Below are 25,061 nucleotides of genomic sequence, written 5' to 3' on the forward strand. Positions count from 1 at the left end.
TTAAGAGGTACGCGTCTTTTTATTGTCTTAATGGAGCTAAAAATTCTGCTGGCAACTTCTCTTGATCGATCACGTAGCCCTCTGAAATATGAACTTCATGCATTTTATCATTGTAAGTAAATTTAAAGATGCCATTGTCAAAGTCCGTGCCAATTTCCTTGAAAAATATACCTTCGATGGATACATATTTAGGGCAAGTAAATGCTACTTTAAAGTGATCCTGCTCTTTAATTAAGTAAGCACGTACTCCTTTTTCATATGTTTCATTTGCATCATCGTCTGTTGGACGTTGAACAGCCACAATATGAAAGTCTACAAAAGGAACTTCTTTTAACAGTACGTTTAGGAAAGAACCTTTAGTGATTTCCTCCCAACGACTTTGTGCGCTTTGCCCTACGATAATTTGTGAAATACCATAACTCTTTGCGACTTCTGCAATAACTTTTTGAATGGGGCGTTTTTCATTATCTTGCAAAATGAATTTTTCAACCTCAAGTTCATCTGATAGCTTCTTCCATTGCTCTATATAACTAGATTTTTCTGCGTCAAATGCATCAAGGGGTTGCGAATCGACTGAAAGAATATAGAGTGGACAATCTAGCATTGTGGCCATCTTATGACCACGACGTATTAAACGTTCGCCATTTAAGCCGTAGTAAACACAAACTAATATACTTTCATCCAAACGCCCTTTTACATGCTTCATAAAAAATGTACACCTCTTATCTGTTGGTATTTTGTTAATTTCACTGTTGTATCGAAAAAATTATCCTAAAACAGCTAAAATTGATGCTGTTACAGTGCATTATGCTCATTTATATTGTATACTTAAAAACGTATAAAAGTTAACGGAAATATATTGGAAAACCCTTGAAGGATTAAGCTTAAATCAATAATTTAAAATTATTTAATTTATGCATTATGTGCATCTGAGCAAAATTGCTTTCATATGCCACACTATTATGCAGTGTGTTAAATAGATAGTCAAGTGTCTTCATTGTACTGATATAACCTAAGTTACAACTGTATAAATTATCTGATTTTCCACAAGTTATTTAGGCTTGCATCGGGTTAGAAGTGACTAAATAACTAACATAACCATTTTTGATAAACGACAAGGCACTTTTTCACACCCCACCACATTCCATTTAAAAAATTTCAAGAATAGATCTGATATGTTACTTAGCTTGAACAAATTTCTAGAGTCTTAGCACTTACCATTCCAATCACCACAAAAATTTGCTAGATGATTTTGATAGTAGGAGGTTTTCATTTGGTTACTGTTCTCATCGCAATACTTTTGCCAATTGTTTGTGCTGCACTAATCCCATTGCTTTATAGGCGACTAAGGCGTGTCACACATCTTGGCTGGTTTGTTTTATCTGTTCCACTTATCTTGTTTCTTTTACTCGCGCGCTATATTCCTCAACTTGCCGAGGGTAAAACATTTATCCATACATATGAGTGGATTCCCTCTTTTAATATAAATTTCACAACTTACCTTGATGGACTCAGTATGATTTTTGGTTTACTGATTACAGGAGTAGGTAGTTTAGTCATTTTATATTCTATTTTTTATTTATCAACGAAAGAATCTCTTCATCATTTTTACTGCTATTTATTACTATTCATGGGCGCTATGCTTGGCGTTGTTTTTTCAGATAACCTAATGGTATTATACACATTTTGGGAACTAACAAGTGTGTCATCATTCCTATTAATTGCTTTTTGGCACCATAGAAAAGCATCTCGCGCAGGAGCTAAAAAGGCGATGATGATTACAGTCTTTGGTGGTCTATCGATGCTTGCAGGCTTCTTAATGCTTTACGTGGCCTCTCAAACATTTAGTATTCGTGAAATTGTAGCTAATGTAGAAGTAATACGTGATCATTCTCTGTTTACGCCAGCGCTAATTTTAATTTTACTAGGAGCTTTTACAAAGTCTGCTCAATTTCCATTCCATATTTGGTTACCGGATGCTATGGAAGCACCAACACCTGTTAGTGCTTACTTACACTCAGCGACAATGGTTAAGGCAGGAATTTATTTAGTTGCCCGTTTTTCACCAGTCTTTGGAGGAGAAGCCATTTGGTTCTGGCTAGTCAGTGTCGTTGGTCTAATTACACTATTCTGGGGTTCCTTTAATGCTGTTCGTCAAACGGATTTAAAAGCTTTATTAGCTTTTTCAACAGTGAGTCAGCTGGGCTTAATTATGAGCCTATTTGGTCTTGGATCTGTTGGTCATTATTATGGCTATGCAGAGAATTCTATTCTCTATACACAAGCAAGCTTTGCGGCGTTATTTCACCTTGTGAATCACTCGACATTTAAGGGAGCCTTATTCATGATGGTTGGAATTGTCGATCATGAAGTAGGTACTCGTGATATTCGCCGTTTAGGTGGCCTAATGTCTTTAATGCCTATAACATTTACAATCGCAGTTATCGGTAGCTTCTCGATGGCAGGATTACCGCCATTTAATGGTTTCTTAAGTAAGGAAATGTTTTTTGCTGCGGTATTGGCTATTCGAGATGTAGAGGCATTCTCAATTGCTGATGTAGGGCTGTTTTTCCCATTAGTAGCATGGGTGGCAAGTGTCTTTACATTTGTTTACAGTTTGATATTAATTAGCCGTACATTTTTGGGTAAACTACAGCCAGAGAAGATGGATAGAAAACCACATGAAGCTCCGTTTGGCATGTTAATTTCACCAATAATCTTATGCTTGTTGGTAATAGGTATCTTTTTCTTCCCAAATGTGCTAGGTCACTATATTTTAGAGCCTGCTATGGCAAGTATTTATCCTACATTCCCAACAACAAGTGAATTAACACCACATGTCCATGCGTGGCATGGCATCAATGCGGAATTAATAATGACGCTAGGTGTCATTATTATTGGGATAATCTTATTCAAAACATTAAAAAGCTGGAAGCCACTTTATCGCCTATTTTCACAAAAGTATACGTTTAATACGTATTACAATCGAATAATTGAGATGAGTGAAAGCGGCTCTAAGAAGCTCACTAGTAAATATATGACAGGTAATTTAACACATTATTTTGTCTATATATATGTATTTTTCGTTGCACTTATTGCTGGTTATTTTATTTGGTCAGACGCAATGACCTTTCATTTTGACATGGACTCTGCTGTTGAATACTATGAGCTAATTCTTGTATTTGTCATGATTTTTGCAGCTGTTTGGATGATTTTTGCAAAAGGTCGTGTGACAGCTATGTTGTTAAATGGTGTATTAGGTTATTCCATTGCCTTCTTCTTTGTCATTTTCCGTGCACCAGATCTAGCTTTAACACAATTGGTTGTTGAATCGGTAACAACGGCTTTATTCCTGTTGTGCTTTAAATATTTACCAGATCTAATGCCGGAAGCTCCTCGCAAAAGGGTTCAATGGTCAAAAGCGATGATCTCCATTTTTGTTGGGGCAACCGTAACAATGGTTGGATTGGCAGTCGTACACTACGATCGCTTTGAACCAGTGTCCACTTACTTCAATGATTCCTATGAATTAGCTGGGGGTTCCAATATTGTCAATACAATTCTAGGGGATTTCCGTGCCTTTGATACGATGTTAGAGGTTGTTGTTCTTCTGATTGCTGGCTTAGGGGTCTATATGTTGACAAAGCTTAAGCCACGAAAGGAGGAAGCAGATCGTGAAAATTAATGATGTGATATTAAGGACGGTCACAAAGACAGTCGTGTTCATTATTTTAACACTTGGCGTGTATTTGTTCTTTGCTGGACATCACGCGCCAGGTGGTGGCTTTATAGGTGGCCTCGTGTTAGCTTCTGGCATTGTTTTATTATACCTAGCCTATGATATTGAGACTGTGCATAAAGGAATGCCATTTGACTTTAAAAAGGTTGCAGCATTAGGCGTATTGCTTGCAACTGGAACTGCAATAGGTTCGTTGTTTTTCGATGTGCCATTTTTAACACAGGCCTATACGTATATTGATGTGCCGATATTTGGGAAAATGGGTTTTTCAACCGTAACCATTTTTGAAGCGGGTGTAGCTTTAACAGTGGTGGGTGTTGTCGTGACAATTATTTTAAGTATAAGTGAGGATGAGTAGCCAATGGAGTCTTTAATACTTGTTTTAGTAGGTATATTAGTAGCTGTTGCAACGTACTTAATCCTCTCGAAACAGTTATTGCGTGTTATATTAGGCACTGCTGTTTTATCACATGCTGCCCACTTACTGATTCTGACAATGGGAGGTCTTAAAAAAGGAGCTGTACCATTATTAGGGGAATCAGAGGGCCCTTATACAGATGCGTTACCACAAGCGTTAATTTTAACAGCTATTGTGATTAGCTTTGCTGTTACTGCATTTGTTTTAGTTTTAGGCTATCGTGCGTACAAGACAAATGGTTCAGGGAATTTTGATGAATTGAGAGGTACGCCGGATGAGTAATATAATTGTCTTACCATTAATTGTACCGGTAATTACAGCTATTTTACTGGTTTTTTTAAAAGAGCATGTGATGTTACAACGTATCATCAGCTTATTGACATTAAGCTTTATTGTTATTATTAGCATTATTTTATTGTTAGAGATTCAACATCAAGGTATATTGCGAATTGATTTTAGTGGCTGGGCTCCGCCATTTGGTATTTCATTTGTGGCAGATTCATTTGCAACATTATTAGTGCTAGTTGCTAATCTTGTGGCCGTTATTTGTATACTATATGCAATTTTTACGATGGAGTTAAGGTATGAAAAAATGTATTTTTATCCATTTACCTTACTCATGGTAGCGGGCGTTAACGGCTCATTTTTGACGGGCGATATTTTTAACTTATTTGTATGTTTTGAAGTAATGCTGCTTGCTTCCTATGCACTTATTAGCTTAGGTGGCGAGAAAATTCAACTGCGTGAAGCATTGAAATACGTGCTCATCAATATTGTGGCCTCTTGGATTTTCTTAGTGGCGTTAGCTTTCCTATATGGCACAGTTGGTACATTAAACATGGCCCATATATCTGTTCGTGTGATGGAGGCAGGGACTAATCCCCTTATTACAACAGTGGCGCTTATTTTCTTAATTGTCTTCAGCTTGAAGGCTGGACTTTTATTATTCTTCTGGTTGCCAGGCTCCTATAGTGTACCACCAACTGCTATTGCTGCTTTATTCGCTGCTTTATTAACAAAGGTAGGGATTTATGCACTTGTACGTACTTTTACATTGCTTTTCCCTAACAATACGGAAGTCACACACATGGCACTCGGCATAATGGCTGGAGTCACGATTATAGCAGGCTGTATCGGCGCTCTTTCAGGACGAGATGTCAGAACGATTGCCTCCTACAATGTGCTGATTGGTGTTGGCTTTATAGTAGCTGGTCTAGCGATTGGTACAGAATCAGCCTTGCAAGGCGTTGTCTACTATTTAATGCATGATATGGTAGCCAAGGCTATGCTGTTTTTAGCAATTGGTATGATGATTTATGTCACTGGGGAAACGCTAATAGATAAAATGAGTGGACTTATACGAAATTATCCTTTTTTTGGATGGTTATTCTTTGTAGCTATGTGTTCTTTAGCTGGTATACCGCCATTAAGCGGTTTTCTAGGAAAAGTTTTAATTGGACAAGGTGCGATAGAAGGTGGCAATTTTGTTCTATTAGGTCTAGGATTTTTCTCTAGTTTAATTGTTTTGTATTCACTGCTACGAATATTTCTTTCTTCCTTTTTTGGAGAAACCATCATTAGTATAGAGGATGAAAAACCTTTACCAAAACGTATTCTGCTACCATTAACACTATTGGCTGCATGTACACTCGGTTTAGGTATTGGGGCTGAAAAATTGGCACCTTTTGTAACAGATGCAGCGGAAACACTTTATACACCATCTATTTATATTGATGCTGTTTTAGATGGTGATTTATGGCAAGGTGAGGTGAATAAATAATGGCGATGCAGTTTATCTTAAATTTATTTATCGCAACACTTTGGTTACTTTTACAGGATGAAGTGACACCACATTTTTCGACATTTTTAATGGGCTTTATTGTAGGTATGGGTATTTTATATGCGATGCATCGCTTTTATGGCACCCAATTTTATTTGCGACGTGTCTTTTCAATCTTAAAATTATTATGGCTGTTTAATTGGGAGCTATTTTTATCAAGTTATAGCGTTATAAGACAAATAACTACTCCAAGGCTTAACATTACACCTGGTATTTTCACGTATAAAACGGTACTTAAGGGCGATTGGGAGATTACAGCTCTTGCCTTACTGCTAACGTTAACACCTGGCTCTGTAGTGATGGAAGTATCAGAAGAGGGCGATGTCTTTTATATCCATGCCATGGACATTGAGCAGTCTAAGGATGCTGTCATACGCTCAATTGGGAAATTTGAACAAGCAATAATGGAGGTGACACGCTAATGATTACCAATATTCTACTGCTAGCGCTTGCTTTTTTTAGTATTTCCATTGCGCTGTCGCTGTATAGAGTCATCCGTGGTCCATCAATGCCTGATCGAGCCATAGCTCTCGATACAATTGGTGTAAATCTATTATCGGCCATTGCGATTGTTTCGATTATTTTAAAGACGAAGGCATATTTGGAGGCCATTCTTATTTTAGGTATTTTAGCGTTTATTGGTACAATTGCCTTTACCAAATATATTGAAAGAGGTGTGATTGTTGAACGTAAATCAAATGATTGAATGGGCGGCCGTCATCCTTATTTTGATAGGTTCAATTGTGAGCGTTATTAGCGCATTTGGCATGATTCGCTTACCAGATGTGTATACACGATCACATGCTGCTACGAAAAGCTCTACATTATCAGTGTTAACTTGTTTACTAGGTACGTTTATCTATTTTTGGGTGCATGATGGTTTTGTCAGTGTACGCCTCATTTTAGGTATTCTTTTCGTCTTTGTAACAGCACCAGTTGCTGGACATTTAATCTGCCGCGCAGCTTATCGTTCGCATGTTCCATTAGCAGAAGGCTCTGGAGAGGACGAGCTAAAGACAAAGTTGTTTCCTGAGGAAAAATAAATTGGAGGACCTCCATTACATTGGGGGTCTTTTTTTATTTATTTTTAATTCAATATTTATGGGATAATTGTTGTGCTTTCGGAAAATAGTATAGTAAAGAGCAATTGAAATATAAATAAATTGACTTATCTGAAAATTATGTATATAATAATTCGCTAAAATATTTTTAGTTTATCTTGATTATTATTTCAAAAGAGTATATCTTAATTAGCAGATAGATTTTTTATTCTTAAGTATGAATAAATATCCAATCAACTATTTTCGAGAAATGAATTCTCATACACAATAAATTATAAATAAAAGGAGATCAATGATTATGAAGAACAAGTTATTCATGGTAATGCTTGTACTTGTTATAGGTGTACTTGCAGCATGCGGCACTAAAGATAATAATGCAAGCGATACAGGATCTAATACTGATACAGGGAACAAGCAAGTATTAAAGGTTGGTACTTCAGCTGACTATGCTCCATTTGAATATGTTGATGCAGCTAAAGGTGAAGAAATTATTGGATTTGATATTGATTTAATCAAATTAGTTGGAGAAAAAATAGGCGTTGACATGCAAGTGCAAGATATGGACTTCAACAGTTTAGTACCAGCATTACAAGCAGGGAAAATTGATGTAGTTATTTCGGGTATGACACCAAACCCAGATCGTGAAAAAGTGGTTGATTTCTCTGATCAATACAATGAAACAGAGCAAGTAATCATTGTTAAAAAGGATAGCGGCATTAAAAAAGAAGCTGACTTGGCTGGAAAAAAGATTGGTGTACAAACAGCATCTATTCAAGAAAATTTAGGTAATGATATTGCAAAAAAAGTAGATGTAGCAGTAGAAGGACGTACACGTATCCCTGAGATTATTCAAGATATGATGTCTAAACGCTTAGACGCAGGTATTTTAGAGGGTGGCGTTGCGAAAGGTTATTTAAAAACAAATGACCAATTAGAAGCCTTTCCTGTAGAAGAACAACCGGAAGATTTCAAAGCGATCGCAGTTCCAAAGGGCAGCGATTTGAAAGATAAAATTAACAAAGCACTAAAAGAATTAGCAGAAGAAGGAAAAATTCAAGAGTTAGAAGAAAAATGGTTAGAAAAAGTTGAATAATTAAAGCGTGCGATAGCTCTTATTTGGGCTATCGCTTGTGCTTTTCTTCTCCCCTATAGAGAGGAGAGTTTTCTATGCTCGACGTTTCACCTTCTGTATAAAAAACAATAGCTGTATCAAGATGAAAAAGAAAGGAGGGAGCGCTGTGAATTTAGATTTTACGGCGATTGTTCCCTCTATTCCTTATATTTTAAAAGGGATAGGTGTTACACTTCAAATTGCAATCGGTGCATCCATCATCGGTTTTATCGTAGGTATACTACTGGCATTATGTAAAATTGGTAAGGTCAATGTTTTACGTTGGTTTGCTGATTTCTATACGTCGATTTTCCGTGGTACACCACTTGTATTACAATTATTGATTATTTATTATGCAGTACCACAATTACTGGATATTCAAATTGAACCAATTCCTACAGCGATTATTGCATTTGGTTTAAACTCTGGTGCTTATATTTCAGAAATTATCCGTGCTGGTATTAATGCAGTGGATAAAGGGCAAATGGAAGCTGCACAAGCACTTGGAATTCCATATGCAAAAATGATGAAGGATATTATTATTCCACAAGCAGTAAAAAATATTTTACCATCTTTAGTTAATGAATTTATTACATTAAATAAAGAAACAGCCGTTGTGACGGTAATCAGTGCATTAGATATTATGCGTCGTGCCTATATTGTAGGAGGTTCAACATACCGTTATCTTGAGCCATTACTTTTTGCGGGAGTAATTTATTACCTTATGACGCTTGTTTTAACGTTCCTTGGTAAACGAATCGAGAAAGGAATGAGAAAAAGTGATTAAAATTGAAGATTTACACAAATCATATGGGCAAAATGAAGTACTAAAGGGTATTTCTACAGAAATCAAAGAACAAGAAGTAATCGCCATTATTGGACCATCAGGATCTGGTAAATCGACATTCCTTCGTTGCTTAAACTTATTAGAAATCCCCACGAGTGGAAAGGTAACAATTGCAGGGGATGTCCTTACGGATAAAGGGACAAATATTATGAAAATACGTGCAGAAGTAGGAATGGTATTTCAGCATTTCCATCTCTTCCCTCATAAAACAGTACTGGAAAATTTAACATATGCCCCAATCAATGTGAAGGGGTTAGATAAAACAGCTGCTATCAACAAAGCAGAAGAACTACTGAAGAAAGTAGGACTGTTTGAGAAGCGCCAGGAATATCCAAACCGATTATCTGGGGGACAAAAGCAACGTGTTGCCATTGCGCGAGCACTTGCGATGGACCCTAAAGTTATATTATTCGATGAGCCTACATCAGCACTTGATCCTGAAATGGTAAAAGAGGTATTAGCAGTTATGAAAAGCCTCGCAGATTCAGGTATGACCATGTTGATTGTGACACATGAGATGGGCTTTGCTCGTGAGGTTGCTGATCGTATTCTTTTCCTTGATGGTGGTAAGCTCATTGAGGATGCTCCACCAGAATTGTTTTTTACAGCACCGTCAACACAGCGTGCAAAGGATTTTTTGGAAAAAGTTTTATAAATAATCAGAGGCATTTAGCTCTCCCGTATAGGCGAGTGCTAAATGCTTTTTTATTGGGAAGAAAATGTGAATTGAGCTTGTAATGTTTCTAGTGTAAACAGTTCCTCAATATGATAAGTTCCAAAGGGATGCTTGTTGTTCAGGAGTTCTTTAGCAATCGCCGTTGCAACTTTTGCTGTCACGAGAGATTCATCACGGTCAAGAAAGTCTAATGTAAAGACTGCTTCTTTATGATGTTTTTTCCCAATGGCTTCTACGTGAATGCCACATACCTCTGAGCCAATTTTTATTTTTTGAATGAGAGAAGCGAGTGTTGTTTGTATTTTGTTGAATTTTAACAATTTTGCAATTCGGCTTTTTTGCAAAAAGGATACGAACCAATTGAGTGACTCTACATCAAAGCCCAATCTTGTCATGATTGGAATAGTAGGGAAATGCTTTGCTAATGTATGTTGGTCTGAGAAGTTGAATTGGTACACACTACGTTTGCCAAGCTCTTTAAACGGAACTTTTCTCCTATTAGTAAAATTAGTGGTTTTTTTATTTTTATAACTATAAAACGGAATGTTTAGTTGGTGTAATATCCAGAGAATAGCCGCGTTTCCATGTGTATCGCCTGCTCCTAGTAGGATAGAAATATGGAGTTTCTCGATGGAGGCTAATTGCTGTGCAGCATGCATAGCCATTAAATTAGTCAATCCAGGTGCCATACCAACACTAAAAACGGCTGTTGCATTATTCTGTTTAGCTATTGGATGGAGTTCCTCTAATTTTTTTAGGAAGGCATAGCTTGCCGTAATATCGATATACATAATCCCTTCCTTCAAGCAGAGATTTGCAAATGCAGTATCTTTTTGCTCTAGACACATAATGACAAGTGCTACATTGGCTAATTGCTGAGCGTTTACGGTCTTGGACACATCCATTTGGATAGGCTTAGCAAGATGATGGTGTTGTGCGCAAAATTGTTTTGCCTTTTCAAAGCTTCGACCTGCAATCCATATTTTGTTTGGATAGCTTGTGAGTAGCATAGTTGCCATTTTACTACCGACTTCACCATAGCCTCCGACAATTAAAATATTTTCTCTGCTCATTTATTTACCTCTTCCTTCGTGGCTACTAATGCATCGACTAAATATGATTTAAAATAGGGAACAATCTTTGTGAAGCCAACCTCATGTAGTAAGTCAATCAATAATTCAAGTTTAATTGGATAAATAGTTGAGCCAAAGGACTGCTCAAAACGTAACCAATCTTCTTCGGAAATATCATTTTGGTACATGGAATTTCGCCAATACTTGAGCTGCTGTTGGCATATTGTGTCTGTCATATCAGCATTAATAGAAGAAATGAATAAGACGCCCCCATTCTGTAGGCTTGTTGCCAATTTTTGCAGTAGTGCCCTTTTTTGTTCGAGATCCTTTATAAAATGTAAAACCAAATGGCAGGTAGTAACATCATATGGATGGTGGAATCTGAGGGAAAGTACATCATCCTCATACCAATCAATATGAAGGTCTTGATCAAGCTGCTGTATGCGCTGATCAGCAGCCTGTCGCATGATTGTTGAAGTATCAACGGCTGTAAAATGTGAGGAAGGGAAGGCTTCTCCTAGAGTAAGAAGTTCCTGACCTCCGCCAGCACCTACTACTAAAGTGTTATCAATGACAGGGTGACCACGAAGTATATCTGTCATCATGTTATAGATGAGGTCATAGCCTATAATTTTTTGTCGAATGGTATTTTGATAAGTAGATACAATGGGACTGTGCCAATCATGTAGTGGATTTTTCATTTTTATACCTCCGTGTTGTACAATATAATTAATAATTATTCTCAATTATAAATACTTATGGAGAATGTGCTATCCCATAATTCTGGGGGGAGGAGTTTTATGAGAAATTGTCTTGATTGGCAAAGGATATCAGAGAGATGTATAAAAAATAGTCAAAATTCATTTCAATATCGACAAATGATGGTAGAAGAATTACGGAAATTCATTGATTTTGATGCCTATTGCTGTTCAGTGACAGATACGCAAACCCTTTTTTCGATCGGTGCTGTAACAGAGCAATCGATTGAGGATGTTCATCAAAAAATAATGACTTTTGAATATGCATTTGAAGATGTGAATAACTATAGAAAGCTAGTGGAAAGTGGCCAATGTATAGGACGATTAAGTGATGCAAGTAGTCAGAGCTTGCGTTATAGGGAGATATTAGTGCCCAATGGCTTTAGCGACGAAATTCGAGCTGCATTAATGTTTCAGGGGCAATGTTATGGCTTTTTAACCCTTTTTAAAAAGATGAAAAATGCACAGTCCATCTTTCAAGATGATGAGCTAGAACAAATAAAAATACTCATGCCAGTGATGGGAGAGGCATTAAAGGCGTTCTACCATTCGATTATTGAAGAGCAGCTGTCAACAGAAGCAGGAGAGAGTGGCATCGTTATTTTAGATAAGGATTATCATATTTTATCTATGAGTACGAAGGCTTCTCAAATACTAGCACTTTTAAGAAGTAATGAGGGCTTGTCGGATGGGCAATTACCCAAGCCCATACAGGCATCCTGCGCTAAGTTACAGGCTGAAGACAATACACCTATTTCCTTACTAGTGCCTATCCATGACAAAGGATATATTACAATCCAAGCGTCTTTTCTTATGACAACCGATTTACAGCAGCAAATAGCCATTTTATTAAATGAGGCGTCTCCTAAAGAGATGTTGGCTTTTTTACTAACTGCTTATCAACTCACACCTAGAGAAAAAGAGGTAGTAGTGGAAATGATGAGGGGCATACCAACAAAGGTGATTGCATATAATCTTGGCATTTCTAGCTACACTGTACAAGATCATTTAAAGCTAATCTTTCAAAAAGTAGGTGTGGGAGACCGTAATGAATTAGTCTGGAAGATATTCTCTCGCTTTCAAATAAATGAATAGGAAACAATAAAAATCTGCACCTTTTGCAGATTTTTGTTGTTTTGATAAGGTGGAAAGTTTCAATCTGATTGAATTGAACTAAATAATGAAGTGAAGGTTAAGAAAAATTAACCTAAAAAATGGAATTATTTTATAGAGAATAGATGGAACCTATACTATAATTAAAGCTGTAAGAAAGTCTCATAAAAATACAATAATCGACATCATGGGATACAGATAGTAAAAAATTACATGTAAATTATTCTGAAAATTCAATTAACGGGAGGATCAAACAATGACATGGACTTTCTATCTAAATGTCACGAATGACACAGATCGAGATTTAGAGCTGGTAGAATCACAGTTGCATTGGGGTTATTGGAATACAGGTGGTGAAGAGGATAAAGAACCTCAATCTATTAAAGCGGGAGAAACGATTCAAGCTGTTGGCGCCAAATCAGCTTTTGGACCAAATGGTTATGAATTTTCTTGTTCCTGGAAAGATAAAAATAATGAATATCAAGCACCGTATGGGGTAATAAGCCTTTATGTAAATGTTCCCTATAATGATCCTAATGAAGCTAGATGTCGAGCAAATGGGTATTTTGAAGTAGCGGAGTGGAAAGATATTACACATGATGGTCATAACTTTGTTCGAAATATACGAATTTCTAACAAATTGGATAAATGGAGACAAAAAGAAATAAGTAACAATTTGTTTACGGACTGGTCCAAAATCAAAACATTGAAAGAAATTGAGGATGTTAGAGATATAGATCTGAATCAATATATTCCGAGTGGTGTTCATTTTGAAAAAATGTCATTATTCCGAACGTCTCTCTTCAATATTTCTAAAATATTATGGGACGGAGTAAATGATTTAGAATTTGATAGTCTTTATTTAAAGCAGCGTGAAGCGCAACAGTATTTTTCTGTAGAGGTGACTTGTTTAAGAGCGGATGCTACTAAGATTGAAACTGTTACTAAAAAGGGGAAAATTACAGTTAAAGATGAGTATGGATTATCTACTGCTAGTAAGGTGGTAGAGGAGAAGGTTAGCACTATTGAAACAGCCTTTAAATTTACTGAAAAGATCTCCGTATCTGAAGAAAAAGTAGTGAAGGCGAGCGTAGCGCAGGAACTACAGGCGGAATTAAAGGCAAAATTTAATATATTAAACGCTGTTACAAAAGAGCAACAGCAAACTGAAAAAAAATCAAAGGAAAGAGTTTTTGAAGCCCCAAGCGATAAGGATATGGACGTTGTGCCATGGATTTTTAGTAAAATGATTCTTCTTTATCGAACGGACAATAATAATGTCACAACGCTCATTGGCGCATCTGAATGGGATTATGCAGTATTACATCGTACACATGTATATGATGTGATGGATAACGCGAAGAAAAAAGTGACGACAGGAGGAGAGTACTAAAATGGCGACTTGGACATTTTCATTAATGATTACAAATGCAACAGACCGTGAGCTTGAAGTTTTTCAATCACAGTTGGAATGGGGAATCTGGAATACCAATGATGAGGAGGACAAGCAGCCAGTTAGTATTCCACCAAATACAACATTGCAGGCATTAGGAGTAAAAGCTTCAACGGGTCCGAATGGTTATGAATGCTCTTGTTCATGGCGAGATAAAGTCCCATCAGGCGAAAAATCCTATGGCACAATCTCGCTAGTCCTAGACGTACCTCAAAAAAGTAAAAATCGAGCTGAATGCTTAACTGAACATCAATTGCATGTAGATAGCTGGGAAGACTTACCTGAAAAAGGACATAACTTTGTAAGATCTATCATTGTGACTAATAAGTATGTTTAAAAGAAAGTGGAACAAATGTGATGAAAATAGAGCTTAAATCTATCACAAAGGAAGATGAAGCATTTCTTTTCGAAATCTATGCATCTACAAGAAATCAAGAAATAGATTCATGGGGATGGTCAGCTGAACAAAAGAAGCTTTTTTTAGAAATGCAATGGCGCGCACAGCAAGCTTCCTATCATCAGCAATTTCCAGGGGCAAGTCATTCTATCATTGCTGTAGGTGAACAATACGTAGGGAGATTACTAACGGAAGAATTATCAGATTATCATCATCTTATTGATATTTCAATTTTACCAAGTTACCAAGGTAAAGGGATAGGTACATTTTTAATTACTCAACTTCTACAGAAGGCAAGAGAAGGGAATAAGCCAGTTATATTGCAAGTTTTTCATACAAATCCTGCGAGAAATCTTTATGAGAGATTAGGATTTCAAGTATCGTCAGCAGATGAAATATATTTGAAAATGACATGGCAGTGAGAAAGAATATTTCGCATCAAAGTAGATATGAAAGTCGAGTTTATTCAAGAAGCACATTAAGATGTGTTAGCGGGTGTTGTTTAATGTGTTTTTATAACATTCATTGAAATTACAATAAGGGAGGGTTTGCATAATGTCAGATCAATATATAGGAGAAATTCGCATGTTTAGCGGTAAATATGCCCCAGTAGGATGGGAACTATGCAATGGTCAATTATTAACTATTACAGGTAATGAGGCACTTTTTTCATTAATAGGTGTCAAATACGGGGGAGACGGTGCAACGAATTTTGCTTTACCTGATTTACGTGGAAGATTACCGATTCATAATTGTTCTCAGTATCCATGGGCAAGTAAAGGTGGAGTGGAGACAGTTATGTTAACCGAGGAACATCTACCTGCACATACTCATGGCGTTTATGCCAATAATATAGCAAATGAAGCAACAGAAAATTCACCAGCTAATAATACATGGGGTGTATCAAACCTCACCAACTATCAAACAAATGTTTCCAGTAATATTGTACAAATGAATAACAAGTTAGTTTCTAATGTAGGTGGAACTCAATCTCATAGTAACATTATGCCATCATTTGTTATTAATTTTATTATTGCAACGAATGGTCTTTATCCCGATTTTCAATAAAAAGGAGTGAGTATAATGGCAGAGCCATTTTTAGGAGAAATACGTCTTTTTAGTTTCAATAAAATACCGAATGGGTGGCTTCCTTGTAATGGTCAACTTTTACCGGTAGCTACAAATACTGCACTTTTTTCATTGTTAGGATTTACATATGGAGGGGATGGTAAGACAATTTTTGCGATTCCCAATTTACAGGGGAAGGTACCATTACATTCAGGTAATCAGATTGCCTATGGATCAATAGGAGGAGAAGCAACACATACATTGACAGTTAACGAGATACCTGCTCATACACATCAAATAACAGCAGATTCATCAACAACAGATAAGCCCTCCCCCAAAGATAATACATGGGGTGCAGTTAATGGAAAGAATATTTATGCTAAAAAAGATAATACAGCCATGAATGAAGCTGCTTTGTCAATGACAGGGCAGAATAAAGGACATAATAATATGCAACCCTATTTAAGCGTATCTTTTTGTATCGCAACAATGGGCATCTTTCCAAGTAGAGTATAAGGAGGAATTAGAGAATGGATCCGTATTTAGGTGAAATTAGAATTTTCGCAGGAAACTATGCTCCGAGGGACTGGGCATTATGTGATGGCAGTCTATTATCTATTGCTCAATATAATGCTCTATATTCCATTATCGGCATAACTTATGGTGGAGATGGCAAGACAACATTTAAATTACCTGATTTAAGGGGACATGCCCCTATGCATTATGGCGATGGTCCTAATTTAACGCCAAGGACATTTGCACAATCAATAGGATCGAGCACAGTAACACTTAATGAAATGCAAATGCCTATTCATACACATAGCGCACAGGGTTCCTCTGTAGTAGCAGGTGGAATTGACAACCCCACTAATGCCATTTGGGGAAGTGAGTCAGCACTTTCGGCAAAGCCATATGTTAATGTGAAAAATCCAGTTGCAATGAAAGTGGACATAGTAAAGCCACAAGGAGGAAATCAGCCACATAATAATATGCAGCCTTTTGTAGCAATGAATTTTATTATTTGTTTAGAAGGAATATATCCTCAGAAGCCCTAACAAGGAGGAGTGAGAATGGATTTAGTATCTTTTATAAAAACAGCAGTATATAAAATATTAATAATTTTAACCATTTTGGCAATGGTTTTCTCAACCTTACGAATACAACCTGCAAGTGCTAGTTCTACAGTACCGCCGTTACTTCCAGTAGCACAGTTGAATGCACTAAACGATAGTAATGGCAACTTCGAAAAATATATTAACGAAGAGATTTATTTAGATGTTTCAAAGACTACTGATAATAAAACACGTGTAGCTGCTGTGAAATTTAATAATATTAATACAACTAAAAGCATCATTTCGGCAAACCTTATTTTAAATGTTACAAATGATAATGATAATATTAATGATATGCCAGTTTCCGATTTAGTAATAAGAGTTGGATCAAGTAACTGGAACGATGGTAGTTTTCCAAATAATTTAGATATACCTTCTGAAAAAGTATCGGTTTTGAAGGATACGTCAGGCGAGCCAATTAATGTATCAATTGATGTAAAAGAGTTACTGAAAAATCCCTCTGCAATTGATACACAACAGATTACATTTTTACTGAGCAGCGACGCTAAAAATATGGTAATTGTAAAATCAGAAAATCCAATTGCACCCGAATTGGGCCCATACTTAGAGATTACGTATGGTGATGTGCAAAATAGTGCACCTACCGACATAACATTAAGTTCGACTTCAGTAATAGAAAGTCAACCATCAGGAACCAAAGTAGGGACATTAAGTGCCGCTGACCCTGATGCAGTTTCCTCTTTTACGTATAGTCTAGTAGGAGGATCCGGGTCAACAGATAATAGTAGTTTTAGCATAGTAGGAAATGAACTACGAACGAATAGTTCATTTGATTATCAAGCAAAGAACAGCTATAGTGTTCGAATTCAGGTAACGGATAATGGAGGATTAACCTTTGAAAAAATATTCACCATTTCGGTGACAAAATTAAATGAGCGTCCAACTGATATTGTGCTGAGCTCGCTGACAGTAGCAGAAAATCAGCCAGTAGGAACGGTTGTTGGTACATTTAGCGCAACTGATCCAAATGTTGGAGAAATGTTTACTTACAGTTTAGTGGCTGGCACAGGAGCTACAGATAACAGTAGCTTTACCGTCGATGGGAATCAGCTAAAAACAGCAGGAATATTTAATTATGAAGCAAAGAATAATTACAGTGTGCGGATTCAAGTATCCGATAGTGCCAATAATATATATGAAAAAGCATTCACTATAAATATTTCAGATGTCAATGAAGCTCCAACAGATATTTCATTAAGCCCAACATCAGTAGAAGAAAATCAACCATCAGGAACCAAAGTGGGTACATTAAGTGCCACTGATCCTGATGCAGGTTCCTCTTTTACGTATAGTTTAGTAGGTGGTGCTGGGTCAACAGATAATAGTGGCTTTAGTATAGCTGGGGATAAACTACAAACGAATAGTCCATTTGATTATGAAACAAAAAATAGCTACAGTGTACGGATTAGGGTGACAGATCAAGGCGACTTATCTTTTGAAAAAGTGTTTACTATTTCGGTGACAGATGTCAATGAAGTTCCGATTCCCACACTGGTATCAACCGTACCAGTTAACAATATGACAAATGCTTCTATTAATCCTACGCTAACGCTAAATTTTAGCAAGAGTGTGAGTGGTATTGCAGGAAAACATCTTCGTATCTATGATCAAGATAATAATTTAATAGAAACAATAGAAGCCACTGCAACAAATGTGACAGTGAATGGCAGTAACGTGTCAATTCAATTAACAAATAATTTAATAAAAGCAACAACTTATTATGTATTGATGGATGATGGAACTTTCGTTGATACATCCAATCAAGGTGTAGCTGGCATAACAGCAAAAAATATATGGAGTTTTACCACTTTACCTCCTAGTAATAATGCCTATTTAAGTAATTTAGTTATTTCACCAGGCAGTTTAAGTCCAAATTTTACAGATAGTATATTGGATTATCAGATCAACGTGGCTCATAATGTTGAAAATATTGGTATAATGCCAACAACTGCAAATAGTAGTGCAACTCTTACAGTAAATGGTTCCTCCATTGCAAGTGGGCTATTGATCACAATACCTCTAAATGTAGGCAGTAACACAATTACCATTGTTGTGACTGCTGAAAACGGAGTAGCAACCAAAACATATACCCTTACGGTGATAAGAGCATTACCTACTCTCGAACAAGTAGACAATGTTGCTTTAAGCCCTAATGGTATTGCAACATGGACAGATATAACAGGCGAATCTTGCTATGCTGTGCAGCTCTTAAAAGATGGCTCTCCGATTGGTAGTATCGTTGACATATCAGCAGATACAACAACGCATAATTTCTTACCAGCAATGCGTGCAGCTGGAGTGGGGACATATACAGTAACCGTAACTGCCAAGGGAGACGGGCTAGTATATTTAGATGGAGTTCCGTCAAGCCATTCCAATACACAAACGGTTATTAAGCTAGCAAGCATTACAAATGGCTTGAGCTGGGATGGAAATATTGCAAAATGGCAGACTATTCCTAATGCGTTGAGCTATGATGTGCTTCTGTATAAGGAAGGAACGGCAGTTGGAACAGCAGCGAATGTATTAGCTGGAAATATCAATGAAGGTGTTGATTTTACTACCGCGTTCCAAACAAATAGCATAGGAAGCTATACTTTTACTGTTCAGCCAAAAGGTGATGAATTACTAATTTTAGATGGGGATCAAGGGGTATCATCATCAGCAAAAATTATAACACCTTTAACTTATACGGTTTTATACAATGGTAATGGTAGTACGGGTGGAACTGCACCCCAAGATAATGCAACATATAGTCAAAATGACAATATTATTGTAGCTGCAAATGGTGGGTACCTCGTTAAAATAGGGCACTCTTTTATAGGCTGGAATACAAAGGCGGATGGGACAGGGACTTCTTATTTGCCGAATGAGACGTTTAAAATGGCTAAAGAGAATGTCACACTTTTTGCACAATGGACAATTAATCATTATACTGTGAGCTTTGATGTAGCGGGAGGAAGTGTCGTTTCAAATCAGGTGGTGGCACATAGAGGAAAAGCCAGTCAGCCGACGCAAGTGCCAACGAAAGCTGGCTATACATTTGGTGGCTGGTATACGAGTAGTGCCTACACAACACCATATACTTTTGATAATGTAATTACAGCGAACACAGTGATCTATGCTAAATGGATTAGTAATAATACAGGTGGTGGCAATACTGATCCATCACCAAATCTTGAGCCAGGTTCAGCAATACCTTCAACCAAAGTAGAGGAAATTGTAATAGATGTTGAGTCTGGTGATGGAAACCTAGTTTCTAAAACAACAATAAAACGAACAAAAAATGTAGACAACACTATGAAGGATGAAGTGACATTAACAGCAGAGAGCGCAACAGAGACGATTAAAAAATTAAAGGAACAAGGAAATGATACAGCAAGGGTCATCATTCCAGACCAGAAGGATCAAGTAAATCAAGTTCATGTTTCCATACCAAATAATGTAGTGACACTTCTAAAAACTGGTGCAGTTCATCTTGAAATTGTCACAGATAACGTTAGAATTGAAGTGCCTAAAACTTCATTGGAAATATTTAATGATGACCTCTATTTCCGACTTGTTCCTATAAAAGAGCTAGATAAACAACTAGAGATCAAAGAACGAGCCAAAAGGGAAATCGTTGTTCAGCAATTGGTCGAAAGTGCAGTTGTTGAGTTGCTTGGTCGCCCGATGACAATTGAAACAAATATGCAAAACCGTCCTGTTATTTTAACATTGCCGTTGCCTACAGATTTAACAGATGAACAACTAGCTCATTTGGCAATCTTTATCGAGCATAGTGATGGCTCAAAAGAGGTTGTACGTGGGAAGGTTGTAGAATATCAAAAAGGAATAGCAGGCTTACAGTTTGAGGTAAATAAGTTCTCTACTTTCTCTATTCTCTATGTACCAGAAAAGGAAGATGTAAAGGAACCAACTACTGACGCTGTTACACATACACCTTATATTCAAGGCTATCCAGATGGTACCTTCCGTCCGAATGCCCCTGTTACAAGAGCACAAATGGCAAGTATGTTTGCTCGTCAATTAACAGGTAATGCAATTCCCCAAGCGAGGGCGACATATACAGATACAATACAACATGATGCAAAAGATGCAATAGAATTTGCGAAGGATGCAGGTTTATTTAAAGGCATTACTGAGACAAACTTCCATCCAGACGGCTTTATTACACGAGCACAAATGGCGACAGTAGCAGTTCGGTGGGTGGAAAGGCATTGCGCAGACAGTCCAAATGTAGAATTTTGTAAATCTACCTCACAAGGTATGATTTTCAAAGATGTGAGCGTCAATCATTGGGCTGTTAAAGCAATTAATGCTGTCAATGGATTGGGCATTATGAACGGTATGACGGTGGATATATTTAATCCAGATGGTTATTTATCACGTGCTGAAGCGGTCAAAGTATTAAATGACTTGTTTGAGCGTCAAGTAACAACAGAGCTTCAAACGCCAATATTTAAAGATGTTCTGAGTAATCATTGGGCATTTAATGAGATTCAAGAAGCGGCAAAAAAATGAATGAAAAACACGACGAGTTTATTCCAATCGTCGTGTTTTTTGACTTTATTCAAAAAGGAACTGATAACCAGATCCTCTCACAGTAACAATTTTTGCTCGATGACCCGAGGCGAACTCCAGCTTTTTTCGTAAATTACTAATATGCACTTTCAATGCCTGTGTTTGTCCAATACTTTCCTCAGCCCAAATCAGCTTGTACAATTCAGTTGGATGGAAAATTTGCGCGGGGCGTTGTGCTAGAAAAAATAAAATTTGAAATTCCTTTGTTGATAATGTTAATGCTATATCTTCAATATAGACTCTTCTTGAATGAACATGAAAGTGAAAATTATCGATGATGCTAATATCCTCATCTTTCCTATCTAGTAATTGTATTTGCTTCCTTCGTAAAGCGATTCTTTCAATGGTTTTCAGTAAACGCATTTTTTCAATCGGTTTTAAAATATAGTCTACTGCTTGAACTGCAAACGCCTCAATAGCATAATGCTCGTAGGCAGTTATAAAGATAATATCCATTGATTGCGCTAGTTCTTCTACTTTACTGGCAACCTCAATGCCATTCATATCAGCCATTTCAATATCTAAAAAAAGAATATCTGGCTTCAGCCTAGGAATATGGTCTATAGCCTCTAGAGGACTTGTAAACTTGCCAATAATCTCAACTGTCTCATTGTCCTTTAACATAGCCTCTAATAAGTGGATTGCTAAGATTTCATCGTCTACAATAATCGATTTTAACATTCTTTCATCTCTTTTCATCCGGGATTAGTGGGAAATTTATTTGTACAGTTGTTCCTTCATCGACAACACTATCGATACGGAAGGTGGCATTCTCATATTTTTTTATACGTTTGGCAATATTTCGAATCCCAACGCTCTGATGAACTGAAGGTTCTTCTGATAAAATTTTGTCTAACATTTCTTGTGTCATGCCAATACCATTATCTCTAATCTGGATATTTATCATTTGCTGTTCTTTTGCTATTTTCATTGTCACTCGACCATTGTTTCGTTTGTTTTTTAAACCGTGAAAAAGAGCATTTTCAACTAAAGGCTGTAGTAGTAGAGGAGGAATCAATATATTGAATGGTTCCTCCATCTGAATTTCCCAATCGAGCTGCTCTGGATATCTCATTCGATGAATATTGACATAGGCCTGTATAAGCTGGAGTTCCTGATCTAAGGCAATTAAGCTATTAGTATTTTCGAATGAGAAGCTGCTTCTTAAAAATGCTGCAAAATCGGTAATCATTGTCCGTGCTTTATCTAAATCTAAATAACTGAGCGATAAAATCGAATTTAACACATTGTAAATAAAGTGAGGTTTAATCTGTGCTTGTAAAAAAGCTGTCTCCATTTTAATAGCTGTTTCAGCAGATTCTTTTAACAAAATAAGATTTCGAACTCTTGTCTTTAGTTCAGCCGTATCTAGTGGTTTATGTAGAAAATCATTCGCTCCGGATTGGAAAGCAGCAATCAAATCCTCGGGACGAATGGCGGCTGTAAGCATTAGTATTGGTAGCTCCGCAGAAGAATAGCTTTTTCTAATTTGCTGGCAAACCTCATAGCCAGACAACTTAGGCATCATAATATCTAAAATTAATAAATCGATAGCTGGATGCAGTGTTAATTGTTCAAAGACTTGCTGGCTATCGTCTACAGCAATGATAGAGTAATTTTCCTTTTCTAGAATATCGATTAATACTTTTAGGTTAATATGGTCATCATCAGCAATTAGAATTTTTTTCCCTACTTTATTTCCCGCAAAATGAGGAAAGGTTACTTGAGAATATTCTTTAGTTAGTATAATTTTATTCCTATGTTCCTTGTCTTGCTGCTCTTTCTTTATTGCTTCAATAGGTAGCTTAACGTAGAAAGTTGTTCCTTGACCTACAACTGAATGAACAGTAATTTCTCCACCATGCAACTGCACAAGTTCTTTTGTCACATTTAGGCCTAGACCTGCACCTCTACTTGCATCCTCTAACTGCCGAAATGGTTCAAAGATTGACTCTAAATGTTCTGGCGCAATACCCCGCCCGGTGTCACTTACTTCAATAACAAGGAATCTATGTTCTTCGTAGCATGAAATTTCAACTTTTCCTTGCTTGGTGTATTTAACAGCATTTTCAATTAGATTATAAAGAATTTGACGTAGCCTATCTTCGTCAGCTAATAGAAACTTACCTCGTTCAATATAATTATAAATTTTTACGTCTTTATTGCCGATGTACGACAATATTTCAACGATGACATGGGTTACAGAATATAGATCAACATTAGTAAGACGTAGTTTTAGTTCACCTTCTTTTATCTTTGAAAAATCTAATATATCATTAACAAGATGTGATAACTTTTCTGTGATATTAAAGATGAGCGAGATTTTTTCTTTTTGTTCCATCGTTAATGTGGTGCTTTCCTGAGGCTCTAGCATGGACTGAGAAATAGCAATTACACCATGTAAGGGCGTACGAAATTCATGAGAAGTTTTTGCGAGAAACTCATCTTTTAATTTATCTACTCGCATTAAAGCACTTGTTATTCGTCCTTTCTCTAAATAAGAGTCAGTAAAACGATGGGAAATATAAAGAGAAAGCATCGTTAAACAAATAAAAGGAAGTAAAGGTGGTAATGAATAGATTTCTAGATTAATATTCAGATTTAAAGTAGCTACGACCATATAGATGAGAATAGCCATCGAACTAAGCGATAAATATATAGCTCCTACTGATCGTTTAAAGATAGCAATGATTTGAATATAAAGGATATAAAAGATATTCATAAAAATATAAATAGAGTACACAAATTGTAAGTATGAGCTAATGGATATGGGGAGCATAACCGTAGCTAATAATAAAACGCCAATTATACAAAGTATTTTTACAATTTTTTCATAAGCAAATTGTTGAAGGGCATAGTAAAAATACAACAGCATGAAGATACCTGTACCGATACTCGAAATAATTTGAATTCTTATCAGGAACTCATAGGTAACAGGGAGTAACGACATTAAAATTTTTTCACCATGGGAGACGCTATATAAACCGACCATGAAACAAAATAAGGAAAAATAAAGCTGTTCGATATCGAGTCTCGCATAGAGATAAGAACCAGCAAAATAAATAAACATTGTAAAAAAAGCAGCAATCGTTATCAAATCGTAAAAAAGAGAGCTTTCTCTTAATTTTCCAATACTTTCTTGATCTCCAATGAAAATTGAACCAATAATTCCTCCACCTGATGCATAATCAAAATTAGCCACATGTATAAGCAGCTCTAACTCGTTTTTATTAGGTTGAAAGTAAGCAACATAGGGTACATTCTTTTGTACATATATTGACTCTTCAGCAGGTACACCGCTTTGTCCAATACGCTTTTCATCAATATAAATGGCATTGGACATACGAATATTCCCTGTTTTGATACCTAAAATATCATCGGGATTATTGATTAAAATTTTTAATCGATAAGTACCACTGCCGAAAGTGGTGAAATTTTCTTTATTGAGCGTATACTTTGACCATTGTGACGGGACTTCTACTAAATAGGAATGATGGTTATCGAAATCGGAATAATTCAACAATTTATCGGGGACGAAATCCCATTCTCCATCTAAACTTACTGTATTGTGGTGCAAATCGTATTGTTTTAGGTCTATTACGCCAGCAACAGCTTTAGGAGCGTCGGTTCTTTCATGTTTGAGTAACTGTGACGCCACACCAATAATCACTACACTAATAATGACCATAGAAATAAGTATTAGCTTTCTCATTATGGTTCTCTCAATCTTGTTATATTTAAAGGAAATAATATGTAATTATACCTACAGTATAGCATGTGAAAGTAAACT

At 36.5% G+C, this 25,061-nt stretch carries 23 protein-coding genes; 18 read left to right on the plus strand and 5 right to left on the minus strand.

Annotated elements, in window-relative coordinates:
• Positions 1-19: 19 nt before the first annotated feature.
• Positions 20-706, minus strand: a complete 687-nt coding sequence (locus tag MHI04_RS00780; RefSeq protein ID WP_036125087.1) for a histidine kinase — start codon at positions 704-706, stop codon at positions 20-22.
• 567 nt (positions 707-1,273) lie between these two features.
• On the opposite strand from MHI04_RS00780, the gene MHI04_RS00785 reads away from it, so the two are divergent.
• The 10 genes from MHI04_RS00785 to MHI04_RS00830 all read left to right on the plus strand — a co-directional run bounded on the left by MHI04_RS00785 (position 1,274) and on the right by MHI04_RS00830 (position 9,671).
• Positions 1,274-3,685, plus strand: coding sequence for a Na+/H+ antiporter subunit A (locus MHI04_RS00785; RefSeq protein WP_342535255.1), 2,412 nt, complete (start codon positions 1,274-1,276; stop codon positions 3,683-3,685).
• Entirely contained in the window at positions 3,675-4,097 is a 423-nt protein-coding gene (locus MHI04_RS00790; RefSeq protein ID WP_036125091.1) for a Na(+)/H(+) antiporter subunit B, read from the plus strand. The genes MHI04_RS00785 and MHI04_RS00790 overlap by 11 nt, the downstream gene beginning before the upstream one ends.
• 3 nt (positions 4,098-4,100) lie before the next feature.
• Complete coding sequence (locus MHI04_RS00795; protein ID WP_036125094.1) at positions 4,101-4,439, plus strand: Na(+)/H(+) antiporter subunit C; 339 nt, start codon at positions 4,101-4,103, stop codon at positions 4,437-4,439.
• Entirely contained in the window at positions 4,432-5,937 is a 1,506-nt protein-coding gene (locus MHI04_RS00800) for a Na+/H+ antiporter subunit D (protein WP_342535257.1), read from the plus strand. Before MHI04_RS00795 ends, MHI04_RS00800 begins: the two co-directional genes overlap by 8 nt.
• Complete coding sequence (locus MHI04_RS00805) at positions 5,937-6,419, plus strand: Na+/H+ antiporter subunit E (protein WP_036125100.1); 483 nt, start codon at positions 5,937-5,939, stop codon at positions 6,417-6,419. The genes MHI04_RS00800 and MHI04_RS00805 overlap by 1 nt, the downstream gene beginning before the upstream one ends.
• On the plus strand, positions 6,419-6,703 hold the full coding sequence (locus MHI04_RS00810) for a Na(+)/H(+) antiporter subunit F1 (protein ID WP_036125101.1): 285 nt from the start codon (positions 6,419-6,421) through the stop codon (positions 6,701-6,703). The genes MHI04_RS00805 and MHI04_RS00810 overlap by 1 nt, the downstream gene beginning before the upstream one ends.
• Positions 6,681-7,040 carry a Na+/H+ antiporter subunit G gene (locus MHI04_RS00815; RefSeq protein WP_036125106.1) on the plus strand — a complete coding sequence of 120 codons (360 nt, stop codon included), beginning with the start codon at positions 6,681-6,683 and terminating at the stop codon, positions 7,038-7,040. The genes MHI04_RS00810 and MHI04_RS00815 overlap by 23 nt, the downstream gene beginning before the upstream one ends.
• 316 nt (positions 7,041-7,356) lie before the next feature.
• A complete protein-coding gene (locus MHI04_RS00820) occupies positions 7,357-8,151 on the plus strand; it encodes a transporter substrate-binding domain-containing protein (protein WP_036125757.1) in 795 nt (264 codons plus the stop codon).
• A gap of 145 nt (positions 8,152-8,296) precedes the next feature.
• Positions 8,297-8,956: an amino acid ABC transporter permease gene (locus MHI04_RS00825; protein WP_036125759.1), complete on the plus strand. Its 660-nt coding sequence runs from the start codon at positions 8,297-8,299 to the stop codon at positions 8,954-8,956.
• Positions 8,949-9,671, plus strand: coding sequence for an amino acid ABC transporter ATP-binding protein (locus tag MHI04_RS00830; RefSeq protein WP_036125761.1), 723 nt, complete (start codon positions 8,949-8,951; stop codon positions 9,669-9,671). Before MHI04_RS00825 ends, MHI04_RS00830 begins: the two co-directional genes overlap by 8 nt.
• A gap of 50 nt (positions 9,672-9,721) precedes the next feature.
• Here MHI04_RS00830 and MHI04_RS00835 read toward each other — a convergent pair whose 3' ends face one another.
• Together MHI04_RS00835 and MHI04_RS00840 are read right to left on the minus strand one after the other, a co-directional pair.
• Positions 9,722-10,765, minus strand: coding sequence for a saccharopine dehydrogenase NADP-binding domain-containing protein (locus MHI04_RS00835; RefSeq protein WP_342535259.1), 1,044 nt, complete (start codon positions 10,763-10,765; stop codon positions 9,722-9,724).
• Positions 10,762-11,466: a class I SAM-dependent methyltransferase gene (locus MHI04_RS00840; RefSeq protein WP_101966954.1), complete on the minus strand. Its 705-nt coding sequence runs from the start codon at positions 11,464-11,466 to the stop codon at positions 10,762-10,764. Before MHI04_RS00840 ends, MHI04_RS00835 begins: the two co-directional genes overlap by 4 nt.
• A gap of 99 nt (positions 11,467-11,565) precedes the next feature.
• Here MHI04_RS00840 and MHI04_RS00845 point away from each other — a divergent pair, with 99 nt between their 5' ends.
• From MHI04_RS00845 to MHI04_RS00880, 8 genes are all read left to right on the plus strand, one after another.
• Positions 11,566-12,618: a LuxR C-terminal-related transcriptional regulator gene (locus MHI04_RS00845; RefSeq protein WP_342535260.1), complete on the plus strand. Its 1,053-nt coding sequence runs from the start codon at positions 11,566-11,568 to the stop codon at positions 12,616-12,618.
• A 274-nt stretch (positions 12,619-12,892) separates the two neighbouring features.
• Positions 12,893-14,029: a hypothetical protein gene (locus MHI04_RS00850; protein WP_342535261.1), complete on the plus strand. Its 1,137-nt coding sequence runs from the start codon at positions 12,893-12,895 to the stop codon at positions 14,027-14,029.
• A gap of 1 nt (position 14,030) precedes the next feature.
• A complete protein-coding gene (locus MHI04_RS00855) occupies positions 14,031-14,426 on the plus strand; it encodes a hypothetical protein (RefSeq protein ID WP_058843763.1) in 396 nt (131 codons plus the stop codon).
• A 20-nt stretch (positions 14,427-14,446) separates the two neighbouring features.
• Positions 14,447-14,908, plus strand: coding sequence for a GNAT family N-acetyltransferase (locus tag MHI04_RS00860; protein ID WP_342535262.1), 462 nt, complete (start codon positions 14,447-14,449; stop codon positions 14,906-14,908).
• Between the two features lie 133 nt (positions 14,909-15,041).
• Positions 15,042-15,554: a tail fiber protein gene (locus MHI04_RS00865; RefSeq protein WP_089933955.1), complete on the plus strand. Its 513-nt coding sequence runs from the start codon at positions 15,042-15,044 to the stop codon at positions 15,552-15,554.
• A 15-nt stretch (positions 15,555-15,569) separates the two neighbouring features.
• Positions 15,570-16,070 (plus strand): tail fiber protein, encoded by a 501-nt coding sequence (locus tag MHI04_RS00870; protein ID WP_089933958.1) that lies wholly within the window; start codon positions 15,570-15,572, stop codon positions 16,068-16,070.
• A gap of 14 nt (positions 16,071-16,084) precedes the next feature.
• Positions 16,085-16,609: a tail fiber protein gene (locus tag MHI04_RS00875; RefSeq protein WP_058843759.1), complete on the plus strand. Its 525-nt coding sequence runs from the start codon at positions 16,085-16,087 to the stop codon at positions 16,607-16,609.
• A 15-nt stretch (positions 16,610-16,624) separates the two neighbouring features.
• Positions 16,625-21,211 carry a cadherin domain-containing protein gene (locus MHI04_RS00880; protein WP_342535263.1) on the plus strand — a complete coding sequence of 1,529 codons (4,587 nt, stop codon included), beginning with the start codon at positions 16,625-16,627 and terminating at the stop codon, positions 21,209-21,211.
• A 45-nt stretch (positions 21,212-21,256) separates the two neighbouring features.
• On the opposite strand, the gene MHI04_RS00885 is transcribed toward MHI04_RS00880, so the two are convergent.
• Both MHI04_RS00885 and MHI04_RS00890 read right to left on the minus strand, forming a co-directional pair.
• Positions 21,257-21,952 carry a response regulator transcription factor gene (locus tag MHI04_RS00885; RefSeq protein ID WP_058843758.1) on the minus strand — a complete coding sequence of 232 codons (696 nt, stop codon included), beginning with the start codon at positions 21,950-21,952 and terminating at the stop codon, positions 21,257-21,259.
• Between the two features lie 4 nt (positions 21,953-21,956).
• Complete coding sequence (locus tag MHI04_RS00890) at positions 21,957-24,983, minus strand: ATP-binding protein (RefSeq protein ID WP_342535264.1); 3,027 nt, start codon at positions 24,981-24,983, stop codon at positions 21,957-21,959.
• Positions 24,984-25,061 lie beyond the last annotated feature (78 nt).

Source organism: Lysinibacillus sp. FSL K6-1151 (genome assembly GCF_038630755.1).
Classification (GTDB): Bacteria; Bacillota; Bacilli; order Bacillales_A; family Planococcaceae; genus Lysinibacillus; species Lysinibacillus fusiformis_D.

Excerpts from the sequence above, each read along its gene's own strand:
- MHI04_RS00780 (WP_036125087.1), bottom strand. The coding sequence starts at position 706 with ATGAAGCATGTAAAAGGGCGTTTGGATGAAAGTATATTAGTTTGTGTT.
- MHI04_RS00795 (WP_036125094.1), top strand. The coding sequence starts at position 4,101 with ATGGAGTCTTTAATACTTGTTTTAGTAGGTATATTAGTAGCTGTTGCA.
- MHI04_RS00800 (WP_342535257.1), top strand. The coding sequence starts at position 4,432 with ATGAGTAATATAATTGTCTTACCATTAATTGTACCGGTAATTACAGCT.
- MHI04_RS00805 (WP_036125100.1), top strand. The coding sequence starts at position 5,937 with ATGGCGATGCAGTTTATCTTAAATTTATTTATCGCAACACTTTGGTTA.
- MHI04_RS00810 (WP_036125101.1), top strand. The coding sequence starts at position 6,419 with ATGATTACCAATATTCTACTGCTAGCGCTTGCTTTTTTTAGTATTTCC.
- MHI04_RS00820 (WP_036125757.1), top strand. The coding sequence starts at position 7,357 with ATGAAGAACAAGTTATTCATGGTAATGCTTGTACTTGTTATAGGTGTA.
- MHI04_RS00835 (WP_342535259.1), bottom strand. The coding sequence starts at position 10,765 with ATGAGCAGAGAAAATATTTTAATTGTCGGAGGCTATGGTGAAGTCGGT.
- MHI04_RS00840 (WP_101966954.1), bottom strand. The coding sequence starts at position 11,466 with ATGAAAAATCCACTACATGATTGGCACAGTCCCATTGTATCTACTTAT.
- MHI04_RS00845 (WP_342535260.1), top strand. The coding sequence starts at position 11,566 with ATGAGAAATTGTCTTGATTGGCAAAGGATATCAGAGAGATGTATAAAA.
- MHI04_RS00850 (WP_342535261.1), top strand. The coding sequence starts at position 12,893 with ATGACATGGACTTTCTATCTAAATGTCACGAATGACACAGATCGAGAT.
- MHI04_RS00855 (WP_058843763.1), top strand. The coding sequence starts at position 14,031 with ATGGCGACTTGGACATTTTCATTAATGATTACAAATGCAACAGACCGT.
- MHI04_RS00860 (WP_342535262.1), top strand. The coding sequence starts at position 14,447 with ATGAAAATAGAGCTTAAATCTATCACAAAGGAAGATGAAGCATTTCTT.
- MHI04_RS00865 (WP_089933955.1), top strand. The coding sequence starts at position 15,042 with ATGTCAGATCAATATATAGGAGAAATTCGCATGTTTAGCGGTAAATAT.
- MHI04_RS00870 (WP_089933958.1), top strand. The coding sequence starts at position 15,570 with ATGGCAGAGCCATTTTTAGGAGAAATACGTCTTTTTAGTTTCAATAAA.
- MHI04_RS00875 (WP_058843759.1), top strand. The coding sequence starts at position 16,085 with ATGGATCCGTATTTAGGTGAAATTAGAATTTTCGCAGGAAACTATGCT.
- MHI04_RS00880 (WP_342535263.1), top strand. The coding sequence starts at position 16,625 with ATGGATTTAGTATCTTTTATAAAAACAGCAGTATATAAAATATTAATA.
- MHI04_RS00885 (WP_058843758.1), bottom strand. The coding sequence starts at position 21,952 with ATGTTAAAATCGATTATTGTAGACGATGAAATCTTAGCAATCCACTTA.
- MHI04_RS00890 (WP_342535264.1), bottom strand. The coding sequence starts at position 24,983 with ATGAGAAAGCTAATACTTATTTCTATGGTCATTATTAGTGTAGTGATT.